General features: G+C 43.7%; 12 protein-coding genes. 3 read left to right on the top strand and 9 right to left on the bottom strand.

The window, feature by feature from the left end:
* Window positions 1-457: 457 nt before the first annotated feature.
* From CES82_RS03105 to CES82_RS03080, 6 genes are all read right to left on the bottom strand, one after another.
* Window positions 458-1,420, bottom strand: coding sequence for a DUF6681 family protein (locus CES82_RS03105; protein ID WP_098823865.1), 963 nt, complete (start codon window positions 1,418-1,420; stop codon window positions 458-460).
* A 14-nt stretch (window positions 1,421-1,434) separates the two neighbouring features.
* On the bottom strand, window positions 1,435-1,935 hold the full coding sequence (locus tag CES82_RS03100) for a hypothetical protein (RefSeq protein WP_098823864.1): 501 nt from the start codon (window positions 1,933-1,935) through the stop codon (window positions 1,435-1,437).
* A 153-nt stretch (window positions 1,936-2,088) separates the two neighbouring features.
* Window positions 2,089-3,297, bottom strand: coding sequence for an RNA-guided endonuclease InsQ/TnpB family protein (locus CES82_RS03095; protein ID WP_225364828.1), 1,209 nt, complete (start codon window positions 3,295-3,297; stop codon window positions 2,089-2,091).
* 333 nt (window positions 3,298-3,630) lie between these two features.
* Entirely contained in the window at window positions 3,631-4,068 is a 438-nt protein-coding gene (locus tag CES82_RS03090; RefSeq protein WP_098823863.1) for a Fur family transcriptional regulator, read from the bottom strand.
* 105 nt (window positions 4,069-4,173) lie between these two features.
* Window positions 4,174-4,737, bottom strand: a complete 564-nt coding sequence (locus CES82_RS03085) for a nucleoside/nucleotide kinase family protein (RefSeq protein WP_098823862.1) — start codon at window positions 4,735-4,737, stop codon at window positions 4,174-4,176.
* 11 nt (window positions 4,738-4,748) lie between these two features.
* Window positions 4,749-5,177: a bis(5'-nucleosyl)-tetraphosphatase gene (locus tag CES82_RS03080; RefSeq protein WP_098823861.1), complete on the bottom strand. Its 429-nt coding sequence runs from the start codon at window positions 5,175-5,177 to the stop codon at window positions 4,749-4,751.
* Between the two features lie 212 nt (window positions 5,178-5,389).
* Between CES82_RS03080 and CES82_RS03075 the strand changes: the two genes are divergently transcribed.
* Window positions 5,390-6,796 (top strand): APC family permease, encoded by a 1,407-nt coding sequence (locus CES82_RS03075; RefSeq protein WP_098823860.1) that lies wholly within the window; start codon window positions 5,390-5,392, stop codon window positions 6,794-6,796.
* Between the two features lie 226 nt (window positions 6,797-7,022).
* Here CES82_RS03075 and CES82_RS03070 read toward each other — a convergent pair whose 3' ends face one another.
* Entirely contained in the window at window positions 7,023-8,171 is a 1,149-nt protein-coding gene (locus CES82_RS03070; protein WP_098823859.1) for a cation:proton antiporter, read from the bottom strand.
* Between the two features lie 144 nt (window positions 8,172-8,315).
* On the opposite strand from CES82_RS03070, the gene CES82_RS03065 reads away from it, so the two are divergent.
* A complete protein-coding gene (locus CES82_RS03065; RefSeq protein ID WP_098823858.1) occupies window positions 8,316-10,715 on the top strand; it encodes a Xaa-Pro dipeptidyl-peptidase in 2,400 nt (799 codons plus the stop codon).
* A gap of 51 nt (window positions 10,716-10,766) precedes the next feature.
* The gene (locus CES82_RS03060) at window positions 10,767-11,678 is read left to right on the top strand and encodes a proline-specific peptidase family protein (protein WP_098823857.1); all 912 of its coding nucleotides are present in this window, start codon (window positions 10,767-10,769) and stop codon (window positions 11,676-11,678) included.
* A 56-nt stretch (window positions 11,679-11,734) separates the two neighbouring features.
* Here CES82_RS03060 and CES82_RS03055 read toward each other — a convergent pair whose 3' ends face one another.
* Together CES82_RS03055 and CES82_RS03050 are read right to left on the bottom strand one after the other, a co-directional pair.
* Window positions 11,735-12,322 (bottom strand): L,D-transpeptidase, encoded by a 588-nt coding sequence (locus tag CES82_RS03055; protein WP_098823856.1) that lies wholly within the window; start codon window positions 12,320-12,322, stop codon window positions 11,735-11,737.
* A gap of 86 nt (window positions 12,323-12,408) precedes the next feature.
* Entirely contained in the window at window positions 12,409-13,956 is a 1,548-nt protein-coding gene (locus CES82_RS03050) for an ABC-F family ATP-binding cassette domain-containing protein (RefSeq protein ID WP_098823855.1), read from the bottom strand.
* Window positions 13,957-14,366 lie beyond the last annotated feature (410 nt).

The raw sequence follows: 14,366 nt of genomic DNA, 5'->3' as shown, positions 1-14,366 counted from the left end.
AAACGGTAAAATATTCACTTTTTTAGAAATATTCACTTCGTTCTAATGTTATTCTCATTACAGCTCAAATAATATAAATGGCAACCAACTGGGATCATCATAAAGAACAACCAAGTCTAGTTTGATTCCATACCTCGGAAACCAGCCATTTAACGCAAATAATGCGTATTCCCGGTAAGATCCCTGGAATACGCATTATTCATCTTAAATTCACAAAACAATAAATTGTGTCATGTTCTCCAAACGTGTTCACCAAGGCAGAGACCTGCACAGAACAGCACCCCACCACAAATCCAAGTTCGGGATTTATCCGGTGCTTTGCTTTTACCTAGACTAAACGTGTTCAAACAAGCAAAGAGTTATGTCTAAGGGCTCGAAACAAAAATCCCCAGGTTCAGGGAATTTCTGTTTCGAGCCCTTAGACTCCACTCTTTAAACGCTTGTTTTCACACTCTATTTAATGATACCGACTCATCCGTGAAGTTGGCGCAGTGGGTGAAGTTGGTGTATTTGTCATTGATTCAGACTGAGAAAATCCCTCTTGTCGCGAGGGTGCTTCATTTTGCTGAACCCGATGTGCCTGCTTATCCCGCTCATAAGCCAATTGAACGCGGATCATGTAAGGCGCTTGTTTTTCGATGGGTTCGTTACGCCCCATTTCCATGTATGGACCACCAACTAAAATGACGTTAGCAAGATACAGCTTTACCTTATCATAAACGTCTTCGATGGGCTGAAGTCCAACCGTGGTAATCTTGCCCATTGGTGCCTTTTGTGCTTGGTTCATCCCAGCGTAAACGATCATCTGTTGACCATCTTGCTGTAACTCAAAATAAGGAATATTAACACCTAGACCAATGGCATAAACTGGCTTTTTCGTCTTCTCCAGTTGTTGTGCGAGTTCCCGTGAACCGAGGCCGCCATAATCAGGGGTCATCAGTTTCATTTGCTGCAACTGATTAGCCAGTTGCGCAATGTTACTGCTCTGTTCTGCATTGACCGCCACTTTACCGGGTAAAATCTTCTTACTGTCAAAATAACCGTTAGCCGGAATATTGGCACCGTTTAGAAGATTATTACCCCGTTGACGTCTGGATTGCTGGCCGTCCTCAGTCGCTGTATCACCAGCACCCAGCGTTTTGCCAAGCATTTTTTCAATTTTAGGTGAAATATCAAATGGTGCCTGTTTATTAGTGAAGTAATAGAAAACGTTCATGACTGAAAAGTAAGCTAAGATAATGGCGACTAACAGGATCAAGCTGCCTCGCAGTCCGAAACCGTTTTGAATCCAGCGCACCGAAACATACAGTAAGTAAACCACACCAATGACGCCCAGGATGGTGTAGATTCGGTTCTTCAGTTTAACGTTTAAGTTCACATACCCCAGGTAGTGATTGATCATATCTAAGAAACTAAACAACTATTGCCACCCCCTTATTGAGCCGTCGTCTGGTCGGTGCTTCCAGTATTGCTGGTAGCGCCAGTTCCGTCTGACTCATTATTTGTTTGCGTATCATTAGTTTGTGAAGATGTCGTTGTTGACTTAGAATCGTTCGTACCCGTGTTATTGTTATTAGTAGTCGTATTGCCACCCGTCGACTTCGACTTATTGGTAGAAGTGCCGTTGGCATTACTCGTTCCTGTTTGCGGACTAGAAGTCGTTGTACTCGTATCGTTTTGACTGCTTTGTGAACTAGAATCCTTCTTCTTTGAACTATCACTGCTAGAATCTTTTTTATTCGAAGATTTACTATCAGAACTGACCGATTGCTTGGTTGAATCCGTCACCGAATTATTAGAGATCACGCGAGCGCTTGCCGGCTTACCCTCTTTAGAGTGACTGACTGAATTAACCACCACGTTAGTTGCGCCCAATGCGAGTGCAATTGAAACAATCGCAAACGGAGTGATAAAGGGTGGTGTCCGGTATGCCATATTTTATGCCTGCTACTAATAACTTATAAAAAGTTATAGATTATTCTTGCTTCGCACTATCCTGCCTCGCATCAAGCTCGCTAATACAGTTGATATGATAGTCCACAAGCGTTAATTCCCGGCTAGCCACCGGTACATGCTTTGAAGCCTGTTTTAGTAGGCTAATTCAAAGTTTTCAGTATCCCTGATATTCAGGGCCGCATTAATATCTCGATCCGCGGTATAATCACAGTTTTGACATCCATACACCCGGTCTTTGAGTTGCAAATCAACTTTTTTATGGCCACATTGGTGACACACTTTAGAAGTCGGTTCAAAACGGTTGGTCAAGTGTACTGGAATACCTAACTGCTGGCATTTAGCGATTAATTTGATTCTAAAGTTGTAGAATCCTTGGTAACTGACCGCTTTAGCTAAATGCCGATTCTTCATCATACCTTTAACATTCAAGTCTTCTAAGGCTACCCACTGCGGGTTGGTTCTCACCACAGCAGCAATAATCTTATTTTGATAATCCGACTGAATGTTGGTCAATCGTTGATACAAGCGTTGCACCTTCCGCTGAGTTTTAGCTAGATTTAAATCAGTAGCAGACTTCCCTTCTTTCTGTCTTCTAGCTTTCAGTGCAAGATACTGACGAGACAATTTTCTTTGCAGGCGTCTAAGGCGTTTTCTGATGCGTCTTATCCGACTGCTTTTATTTTGATTAGGATACAGAGTACCATCATTTAAGATGGCAAATTCTTTTAGGCCAAGGTCAATGCCAATGGGCTCACCAGTCAGTTCCAACTTTGGTAATTCGGCCTGTTCCACTAAACAGGTCAAGTAATAACGACCAGCCTTGAATTTGATCCGGCCTTGTTTAATCACAAAATGCTCGGCATCAGTGGGAATATAACCGAATTCTTTGAGGCGCACCCAACCGAGCTTGGGTAACTTAATACGATGACGTTCGCAAGCAATCACTTGCGTCTTACTGTTCTTAACAAAGTAGTAACTGCCATGACCGCGCTTAAACGAGCGCCAATGAGGAAAACCGCTCAGTTTCTTAAAGAACCGCTTCATAGCCGTATCGGCATCGATAAAGGCCTGTTTAACGGATTTAGCATATAAATCCTTGATCCACCTGTCATCAGGATTGCTCTCAAGATACTTATGGTTAAACCACTTGCTAAATTCATAAGCGCCCATGTAATGATAACCGCATTCATAGCGTTGCCGGTTGATATCCAAAAACAGGTTATAGGCCCAACGACTGCCACCAATATGACAATCAATCTGCCAGGCTTGTTTTTCAGTTGGCTTGATTTCGACTTTATAGGTGAGTAACATCAGTTGTTCCGCCTTATTGGATTTAATCACCAAGGTGAGGTGTCCCTCATATTATACGGGATGGGTTTAGTCCAAAAAGCCTTTTAATGAAATTCATATAAATCACTACATATAAGCTATCAGCTAATACGAAAAATTTAACGCCCAACTTTAACCTGGTTATATCTTTTGCCAGACTTATAAAATACGCAATAGTCGCAATAGTATAGAAGCACCCCTTTACAAAGATTGATATTCTTTTACAACAAAACAGTTACTGTTCATGCCTCCTCAAAACTTTCTTATTAACCATTAGTATCTCAAATTATTATTAATAAACAACAAAACAAACCTTAAATATTGAATAAGGTTTGTTTACCAATATTACTTTGCAAGTAATCTTTGACAATCAGGACAAATACCATACAGTTCAATCCGATGACCAACGATGTTATAGCCCGGTAGCTGAGCCTCGAAAACGTCCATTGGACACTCTTTAAGCTCCGTCACTTTACCGCAGTTCTGGCAGATAAAATGATGGTGGTGCAGGTGGCTGAAATCACACTGGTACTTGACCCGTGCCTGTTCCCCCTGAACCTGCTGTTCAACCATCCCCGCTTCTTCAAATTCCTTGATATTGCGGTAAATGGTATTGTGGCTCATTCCGGGAAACTGTTTTCTCATATACTCATCAACGAGGGTCACATCGTGGTAGTGATCTTGATTTTGAAGTAAATAGCTTAACAGTGCTTTACGCTGTTTCGTGACTTTTAAATGGTTCTTTTTTAATTCTGTTAACGCTTGGGCGAGTTCTGCCGGCATTTAATGACACCTCTTTAAACGTGACTTTCGTCTTAAACAATAATGATTACGCTTAAGATAGTGTATCACAAATATATGAACAATAACACATATGTCCGCTGCTTTTTACAAAGAGGAAGTCTTCAACTTTGCCACGATTGTTGCAAGCCGCTCTTGAGTCTTCGTCCAATCATCGTTTTGGAGTACCGTTGCAATCCCCTTTAAGTCCTCTGGTAAAGTCAAATCGCGACTGTACTCCTTGCTTTTAATTCGCGATTGAATCATCTCTAGCTGGTCACCGCGATCTTTGAGTCTCTCATGCAGCACCACCGATTTGCCAACGGTTAAGAACAGAATAAACGCCTGCTCCTTCAAATCACGAACGTAGGTTTCAGCTCCCTTAGTATCAAGGACGATACTAACTAAATCGGACTTTTCAAACGCCCGCTGGAGTCCTTCATACGACGACCCATACTGATAACCGGCGTAAGTCACTGACTCTAGGTAATGGTTCTTGGCAAAACTAGCATCCGTTTCAAAATAATAGTCCACGCCATCCTTCTCACCGGGCCGCATTGGCCGAGTGGTGTGTGTGATGATCCGTGGAATCTGATATTTAGTTTTTAAATAGGTACTCACCGTTGTTTTACCGGTTCCCGTTGCACCCGTAATGACAATGACGTGCTTCATGATTTCCCCCACTATTTATTGGCCGTAATTTTCGCAGAAATATACTGGTGTGCCCGTTTCATCAACTGCTTTAAATTATCGTAGGTTAGCCGATCAACCGCTTCATCTTCGTTAAACCAGCCATAATCACTGATTTCAACGTCTTGTTTCTTAATTCGAACGTCAACGGGAACTTCGCTGACAAACAAGTGGACCTCTTTATGATTGCCGTTGGGCAGTTCATATTTAAGTTCATCATGATAATTCGTATCGAGTTCAACGTGAAGCTGGGTTTCCTCACGAATTTCTCGGATGGCCGTTTCGTCTAACTTTTCCTTACCTTCTACGTGGCCCTTAGGGAAGCCCCAGAAATCACTGGTAGCACTCTTAAGCAACAAGTATTCTGGCTGACCGTTTTGAACCCGATAAACCACTGCACCGCTAGCTACTTCCGTTGTCATTATTAAATCATCCTTCTTCCGAAAATATTAATAACTCTTATTTTAGCCTAATCAGTGTGGCAAGCAAACTGGGAAATTCTATTTTAGACAAATTTCTCCAAAACTTGACGGGGATGAACATGCCAGTACTGGGGCTGTGCATTGCTTTTAACGACTAACATGGTTAAGATGGACTTAAAATTCTTTTCAATATTTAATTTGGAGGAAGTTATATGTCATCATTCATTTCGCGTCTTTTTCGCCGGGAAAAAGTTGACCGTTATTTGGAAACTGACAAGAAATTTGTCAAAACCATGTCAGCGGTCGACTTGATCTCACTTGGGATTGGTGCCGTTATTGGTACCGGGATCTTTATTCTACCTGGTACTGTAGCTGCAACTAAGGCCGGTCCTGGGATTATTCTATCCTTCGTTTTAGCCGCCGTAGTATGTTCCACCGCGGCTATGTGTTACGCCGAGTTTGCCTCTGCCCTACCGGTTGCTGGGAGTGCTTATTCATATGGCAATCTGGTTTACGGTGAAATCATTGGCTGGATTCTCGGCTGGGCTTTGATTCTAGAATACGTGCTGGCCGTGGCCGCCGTTTCCAGTGCCTGGGGGGCCTACTTTAAGTCCTTCATGAGTGGCTTTGGTGTTGATATTCCATCGTCAATCGTTGGTCCTTTAGACATCGCTCATGGTTCCTATGGTAACTGGATCGCCATTATCATCGTGCTGATTATTTCGTTGATGCTGGCTCACGGGGTGAAATCATCCGTCCGATTAAACAACATTATTGTTTTCGTCAAAATTGCTATTATTTTGCTTTTTGTCGTGGTGGGTGCTTTCTTCATTAAGCCAGGTAACTGGCACCCCTTCATGCCATTCGGTTTTCACGGTGTGTTGGCCGGGTCATCAGCTGTCTTCTTCGCTTACCTCGGTTTTGACGCGGTTTCCAGTTCAGCTGCTGAAGTGAAGAACGCTAAGCGTAACATGCCAATCGGTATTATCGGGACATTGATCATTGCAACGTTGCTGTACGTTCTGGTTGCTATCGTCCTCACTGGGATGATCAGCTACACGAAGTTAAACGTTGCCGATCCCGTTTCCTTCGCGCTGCAAGTGGTCCACCAAAACTGGGCTGCCGGTGTGATTGCACTGGGCGCTTTAGCTGGAATGTTTACCATGATGGTCACCATGATCTACAGTTCGTCACGGTTAATTTATTCTGTCGGCCGTGATGGTTTACTGCCGAAGTTCTTGGGTAAATTAGACCGTCATGGAAACCCCATCAACAGTTTACGGACGATTACAGTCGTCATTGCCGTCATGGGTGGATTCGTACCACTGGATCAATTGACCAATCTGGTTAACATTGGAACGTTGATTGCTTTCTTGTTCGTATCCTTTGGCATCATCCCGTTGCGTCATAACAAGGAAATCGAGAATAATCAAGGCTTCCAAGTGCCTTGGTATCCGGTACTACCAATCGTTTCAGGTTTTCTGTGCCTATTCATGTTAACTCAGCTGCAGGCTGAAACTTGGATTGCTTCTGGTATCTGGTTCCTGTTTGGCCTCGCACTGTACTTCAGTTATGGTATGCACCACAGCCGGTTGAATAATCCGGATAATGCAGAATAGTGTGTGCAGCAACTCGGTAGATTCCAGAATATAAGATGAATAACCCCCATTCTGATGAATTTTGTTGGAATGGGGGTTATTCATCTTATATGGCCAGAATTTGAGTTGCGGAACATGATTAGACCCTATTAAAGTATCGAGCATCCGTATATTCTTAGCAAGATGTCAGTTAAGAAAACGTTGAACTTCACATATCAAAACAGACAAATTATATCTTCTCAACTAACTATGAATCCAGCCTAGCAATAGCGTGTTTCAACAACAACGGTGCAATGACCGTGGACAAGATGATCACCACGATCAACTCCGAATACAGCTCTGGCGCTAAAAGTTTAGCCTGATACCCAATTTGGGCGATAATCAATGCCATTTCACCACGGGAAACCATCCCAGCTCCCACAACGTAAGAACTATTAAAGCTAAACCCTAAAATTTTGGCTCCCAGTCCGCCGCCAATCAGCTTGGACAATACGGCAACGATGGTCATTCCTAGGATCAGCAGAATGTTGCTCCAGAAATGATCAAAGCGCATTTCGATACCGATACTAACAAAGAAAATCGGCACGAAAAACGCATACCCAATGGGACTGATATTGGTTTCAACTTCTTCTCTTGCAGTTGTCTGCGCCACGGCGATTCCTGCGAAAAAGGCACCAATCACAGCGCTCAGTCCGGTTAAGTCAGCTAAATAAGCCATGCCTAAACAAATAATCAAAGACATAATCGGCACTGATTGCGGTACCGGTAAGTGTTCAAATAACCGAATCAAAAGCGGTGCAATCCAGCGAATCACCACGTAAACTACTACAAAATAAGCGAGCTGTTCGCCAATACTGAGCAGTAAATTAGGTTCGCTACGGCTGCCACTAGAAAACATGCTGACAAAAACACTCAGAATCAGTACTGCCATAATGTCATCCACAACAGCGGCGCCAAGGATGGTCGCACCTTCCTTAGTGTTTAATTTACCGAATTCCCGCAGCACTTCAACCGAAATCGAAACTGAAGTGGCCGCGAAAACCACACCCCAAAAGATAGCTCGCTCAAAGTTTTGGTGCATGAGTACCCCGTAAATATAAAAACAGATCATGGGTAAGATGACACCCATAGTTGCCACGCTGATTGCGGGTTTAAAGTACTTTTTTAACAGTTTTAAATCGCTTTCCAGCCCAGCCATGAACATCAAAATGATCACGCCAATCTCTGCTCCAGCCGTTAACAGCTCACCTGGCCGAATCCAGTTCAGTAAAGCAGGGCCGAGTAAAATGCCCACCAGCAGCTGACCAATCACACTGGGGATCCCGATTCGCTGGCTAAGCGCGCCAGCAATCGTAGTGGCAAATAAAATTAGCGCTATTTCGCCAATATAGTTCACATCAACGTTCCTTTCTATCCTTGTCCTCAAATTAGTTATTATTACAGTGTATCATGACTCAAACACCCCTGGCTATCAGCTCGGCTTATATGGCATGGCTGCGGTATAATGAAAACAATACTCACCTGCAGGAGGAATGACCTTATGAAAATTAATCAATTTGCAATTGCACCCACAAGTTTAGCTGACGAAAAGAAAGAATTACTGCAAATTCAGTTCATCCGTCAAGCTGATTTACAACTCACACCTCACCGGTTATTACGTCGTTTACTCCAACAAAGTTTCCCCGAGGTCACTAGTCACGAAGCTGCGGATACCAAAATCGCTAACTTGCTTGCTGCTGACCAGTTAGATGCACTGTCACTGACCCAAATCAGCGGTGACATCAAACCGTTACATATTTATAATCTGATCCTGCAACTCCTAGGCTTTGAGGCTGGCAAAGATTTCCAGATCAACTCTCCAGCAGCCATCACTTCAACGGTTAATTTACCTGAATTTAAACATGATTCATTGACTAATGATGACTTGCTTCACGGTTGGTATCAACTACTCATCACCCATACCACCACGGGCCAAACTTTTCTGGATCAGCTAGCTGGTCGCGGTTATTTCCATCGACTCGACGACTTGCCCCAACCGCTATTCTTTAATGGTAAAGCTCAGCCCGTTTTTGACACCACCAAGCTGATCCATGAAGTCGTCTATGTAGAATCTTCTCAGGATACTGACCACGATAATCTGCGAGACCTGCTGAAGGTAGAAATTACCCGTCCCAGTGAATCAAATCAGCAACCAGTACCGGTCCTTTATACGGCTTCACCTTACAATCAAGGAACTAACGACGCTGACGGTGACGCATTGACACACAACGTCAATGTCCCGTTGAAAGAAAAACCAGCAACACCCAACACCTTGAGTGACAACCAATCAGTGCCAACTAAACTGCCGGAACCACGGGTGATCAATACTCACACCGATCAAGCTGATGAAAGTTTCGGTAATACGTTTGATTATAGTTTAAACGACTACTTTCTTGCTCGAGGGTTTGCCGTGGTGTACGCAGCCGGTATTGGAACTAAGGAGTCAGACGGCTTACGAACCACTGGTGACCCGGAAGAAACAACGTCAACCATTGCAGTCATTGAGTGGTTGAACGGCAAACGAACTGCCTTCACTAATCGCACAGCTAACGTTGCCATCGCCGCGACCTGGTCAAACCGTCATGTAGCAATGACAGGCCGCTCCTATTTGGGTACCCTAGCTACCGCTGCCGCAACTACCGGCGTTGAAGGACTGAAAACCATTATTTGTGAAGCTGGGATTTCCAGTTGGTATGACTACTACCGTGAAAACGGTTTGGTCATTGCCCCAGGCGGGTTCCCTGGCGAAGACGCCGATGTTCTGGCAGAAGAAACCTTCTCTCGTCAGCAGCAAGCCGGTGATTACAGTCGCATCAAGGAAAAGTGGCAACAGCAACTGGCAGCCATTACAACTGAACAAGATCGTGATACGGGTAACTACAACGATTTCTGGGACGCACGCAACTACCGTAAAAACGCCAAGAAAATCAAAGCGGATGTCATGATCGTCCATGGACTTAACGACTGGAACGTCAAGCCGCGCAACGCGGAAAAGCTCTGGCGCGCAATTAGTGACCTGCCTATCAGTCGCAAGCTTATTTTGCATCAAGGACCGCACATCTACATCAATAATTTCCGTTCACTGGATTATACCGACATGGTCAATCTTTGGCTGTCGCACGAACTCTATGATCTCGATAATCATGCAGAAAAAATCTTACCTGATGTATTGATTCAAGATAACGCTAGTGCTGAGTCCTGGCAGGCTTATCCCGATTGGGGTGCAGCCACTAACCACACAGCTCACTATCATTTAACCACTGACGGGCTCTCCACTAGCACAACTGATCAAGCCACAGTCCAGTTTAACGATCAATTAGACGATGAACATTTCCAACAGTATGCTAAGGACAACGCCCAGTGGCAGCGTGACCTGGTTAAAAAATCGTCCCCGCTTGAAGGCCACCGTCAAATTTTTCAAGCACTCGCCCAATCTGATGACCTAGTAATCGATGGTTGCCCAGTCTTACACCTCAGCGTGTCGTCTGATCAATCCGTTGGCCTGATCAGTGCCGAATTAGTTGATTTAGGTAACTTCAAGCGGCTGAATCCACTGCCAACCGTGCTGGCACGACAAGCCATGGCGGTGGGAGACCACTTTCGAAAAGAAGATTTGCGGGAGTACGAACTCAGCAAGAAAGAAACGCCTTATCAGCTGATTTCAAAAGCCCACATAAATTTACAAAATCGAACTGCTTTGACCCAAGTAGATACCATTACATCAGGCGAAGTTTATCCAGTGACACTGGAACTGCAACCCACTCATTATCGACTTACTGCGGGTCACCAATTAGGGCTGATCGTTTATGCCACGGACTTCGGCATGACCGTTCGCGGTAACCAAAACATCACCTACACAATCTCGCTGGCTAATAGCTGGCTAGAGCTTCCCCACCTATAGAGTTCGTGATATTATGGTAGTTAACTTCAAATTTGAAACGAGGTAATTCACATGAAACAAGGCACCACGATCATTACGCTAGATAACGGCTATCATCTGTGGACTAACACGCAAGGCGAAGGTGATATTCACTTGCTTGCACTGCACGGTGGCCCCGGTGGCAACCATGAATACTGGGAGGACACTGCTCAGCAACTTAAGAAACAGGGATTAAACGTTCAGGTTCATATGTACGACCAACTAGGCTCATGGTACTCTGATCAACCCGACTACAGCGATCCAAAAATTGCTGAAAAGTACCTGACTTACGACTACTTCTTGGATGAAGTTGAGGAAGTTCGTCAAAAATTAGGTTTGGACAACTTCTACTTAATTGGCCAATCATGGGGCGGTGCTTTAGTACAAATGTACGCTGCTAAGTACGGTCAGCATTTAAAGGGTGCCATCATTTCATCAATGGTCGATAACATTGACGAATACGTCACTCACATCAACCAAGTCCGTGAAGAAGCTTTGCCAGCTGACGCAGTGGCTTACATGAAGAAGCAAGAAGCCGCCAACAACTACGATGATCCACAATACCAAAAGTACGTGGATGTCTTAAACGACGGTTACGTTGACCGGAAAAAGCCAGCTGCTATTTCCCACTTGATTCCAACCATGTCACGTCCCGTTTACGGTGCTTTCCAAGGTGATAACGAATTTGTCATCACTGGTAAATTAAAGGAATGGCAGTTCGAGTCACACTTAAAGGAAATTAAAGTACCTACTTTGCTGACCTTTGGTGAACACGAAACGATGCCAATTGCCACTGCCAAGCGCATGGCAACAGAAATTCCACACGCACGGTTAGTCACCACTCCTGAAGGTGGTCACCATCACATGATCGATAACGCGCCAGTTTATTACGATCATTTGGCAACTTTCATCCGCGACGTTGAAAATAACAACTTTAACGACTAATCAAAAAAGGTTTCGAATTCAAAAATGAATTCGAAACCTTTTTATTTACGTCGTTTTTAATCAATCACAACTTTAGTGCCGTAAGTGACATTATCGTAAAACCACTTAGCATCCGGCACTGCTAATCTCACACAACCGTGAGAATGCGCAGTGCGTCCCAGCATGTCGGCCTCTTTGACGTTAAAATTACCGTATTGATCAGTTGGTACGGTATGGAAAAGGTAGATGCCATGATCTTTAAATGACACCCAATCTTTAGCGCCTTCTTTAGACTGTGCATTATAGAAGAACTTACCGCGTTCAGCCTGGATATGGAAGGTGCCTCGAGGCGTGGAATTATCCACACCCGTTGAAGCAAACATGGTATAAACCGTCTTATTACCATCCATAATGTAGACTCGTTGCTGCTTCACCGAAACGTGAACCCACGGATCTTTCAGTTGGTCCCACTTCGGATACGGTTTATTTTCAGAAGGCTTACGCCAATTGATCTGAACTGGGGTAGCCTTTTTTGTCGTCACTTTTTTTGTCGTACGCGCTGTCTGATCGCTCCTGGTTGGTGTTGGCGTCATCAGATGATGCGCTGTAACCCCAAGCACAACAAGTGCAACAATGACGGTAATGAATTGCAAAACCCGCTTCATAATCTCTCTCCAAACATGTCTTAATAGTTATAATTGTAGCATGTCAATGTTTCAAAGGGATAACATTTAGCGAAACGGTCAACATTTTACTGATTCTTAAGACTTAGTTTTTCAACGTTCAGCACTTTATCGGCTAAACCATCGTAAAAGCTGACCTCATGACTAACCACAATGGCGTTACCTGGGAACTTGTTAATAGCGTCCTTTAAGGCTTCCTTGGTTTCTTCATCCAAATGGTTAGTCGGTTCATCCAAGATTAAAAAGTTACTTGGTTCAAATTCCATCATGGCTAACTTGACCTTCGTCTGTTCGCCACCAGAAAGTTGGCCGATTGGCTTCATGGCGTTGGCTGCATCCAAGCCGCATTTAGCAAGCTTGGTCCGGATGGCTTTTTGAGGAAGTTTTTCATACTTGGCCTGAATAATCTTCAGTGGTGTTTCCTGATCATTTTCCCATTCAAGATCTTGACTAAAATAGCTGACCTTAGCCGAAGGAGAGAATTGTGCCGAACCACCCTTTGATTTGATCAGACCAAGAATCGTCTTGATCAACGTTGATTTACCAACCCCGTTAAAGCCTTCAAAACCAACTTTTTCACCGGTATTCACGGAGAACGTTACTGGCTTTAACAGTGGCCGATTATAACCAACGGAAAGATGATCCACCACTAACGCATTTTGCGAACCAGTATCTTCATATGGAAAGTTAAAACTGGCCTGAATGTTACTCGAAGGCGGATCCACCAAGTCCATATGTGAGAGTTGTTTTTCCCGAGACTTAGCTTGTTTTGACCGGGTCCCAGCCTTGAATTTAGCGATGAATTTTTCGGTTTTTTCAATCTTAATCTGTTGCTTTTCGTATTCTTTACGCTGAGCTTCTTCACGTTCAGCCCGTTGACGCATAGCTGACTTGAAGCTACCACGATACTTCGTGATTTTTCCAAAGGCCACGTTGATAATACAGTTGGTCACCTGTTCCAAAAAATCGTAATCATGGGAAATGACCATTGCAGCACCATCGAAACTATTCAAATAATCGACCAGCCAGGCAATGTGCGCCACATCCAAATAGTTGGTAGGTTCATCCAGTAAAATCACATCTGGGTTTTGTAGTAACAATTTGGCTAAAATAATTTTAGAACGTTGGCCACCCGACATTTGAGCGACTTCGTGATCACGGCCAATATCATCAAGGCCAAGGCCAGTAATGATCCGTTCGATTTCGGTTTCAATATCGTAAAAGTTGCTGGCTTCCAGTTCTTCTTGAATTCTGCCGGCTCGTTCCAATAATTTATCGTCCGCTGTTTCTGCATAATCAGTATACAGCTGTGTCATCCGAGCGTTTTTGTCATACAAATCTTGAAACGCAGTATGCAAAAAGTCAATCAGCGTCATCCCATCAGGAATATCAGCGTATTGATCCAAGTAGCCAACGTGAATTCCCTTTTGCCACTTAACGGAACCGGATAATGGCAATTCGTCACCGGTCAGAACCTTGATCAAGGTTGATTTACCAACCCCATTTTGACCAACGATTCCCATATGCTCACCCTTATTTAGCTGAAAACTTGCATCATCGTACAGCCGTTTGTCAGCAAAAGCCATACTAAGGTTTTCAACTTCTAGTAAAGACATTTTTTCGATTTACCTCCCTTAATCGGGGTGCAGGGGTAGGCTTTTAAATAGAATACCTAAGGGACTTCCGACAAACTGATCTAACGCGTTCATCAAAAGTCCCCTAGCCAAAATTGTCAGCTTGCCGGAACACCATCATTTAAACAGCCTTTAAAGGCTAAATTTAAGTTCATTTTCATTTTTTCACAACACTTCACCCTATCACGAAACAATTTTAATAGCAAGAAATGAAGCCGAAACAAGGCATGATATCGGGCTTTCTCAAACACTGTTCCCAAATCGTTTAATTATACTTGTGAAAGAGATGGGGACGCTTACAACCAAATTTATAATTTTTTTGGAAGTACCTATTAGATTGTACTGAACAAGCGGCTTTCAAGTCTGTGGTATAATAATGCCCATACCATAAT

Origin of the sequence: Secundilactobacillus silagincola (assembly GCF_002583405.1) — a bacterium.
GTDB lineage: Bacteria > Bacillota > Bacilli > Lactobacillales > Lactobacillaceae > Secundilactobacillus > Secundilactobacillus silagincola.
This window is presented reverse-complemented; position numbering and strand designations above follow the sequence as displayed.

Excerpts from the sequence above, each read along its gene's own strand:
- CES82_RS03100 (WP_098823864.1), bottom strand. The coding sequence starts at position 1,935 with ATGGCATACCGGACACCACCCTTTATCACTCCGTTTGCGATTGTTTCA.
- CES82_RS03090 (WP_098823863.1), bottom strand. The coding sequence starts at position 4,068 with ATGCCGGCAGAACTCGCCCAAGCGTTAACAGAATTAAAAAAGAACCAT.
- CES82_RS03085 (WP_098823862.1), bottom strand. The coding sequence starts at position 4,737 with ATGAAGCACGTCATTGTCATTACGGGTGCAACGGGAACCGGTAAAACA.
- CES82_RS03080 (WP_098823861.1), bottom strand. The coding sequence starts at position 5,177 with ATGACAACGGAAGTAGCTAGCGGTGCAGTGGTTTATCGGGTTCAAAAC.
- CES82_RS03075 (WP_098823860.1), top strand. The coding sequence starts at position 5,390 with ATGTCATCATTCATTTCGCGTCTTTTTCGCCGGGAAAAAGTTGACCGT.
- CES82_RS03065 (WP_098823858.1), top strand. The coding sequence starts at position 8,316 with ATGAAAATTAATCAATTTGCAATTGCACCCACAAGTTTAGCTGACGAA.
- CES82_RS03060 (WP_098823857.1), top strand. The coding sequence starts at position 10,767 with ATGAAACAAGGCACCACGATCATTACGCTAGATAACGGCTATCATCTG.
- CES82_RS03055 (WP_098823856.1), bottom strand. The coding sequence starts at position 12,322 with ATGAAGCGGGTTTTGCAATTCATTACCGTCATTGTTGCACTTGTTGTG.
- CES82_RS03050 (WP_098823855.1), bottom strand. The coding sequence starts at position 13,956 with ATGTCTTTACTAGAAGTTGAAAACCTTAGTATGGCTTTTGCTGACAAA.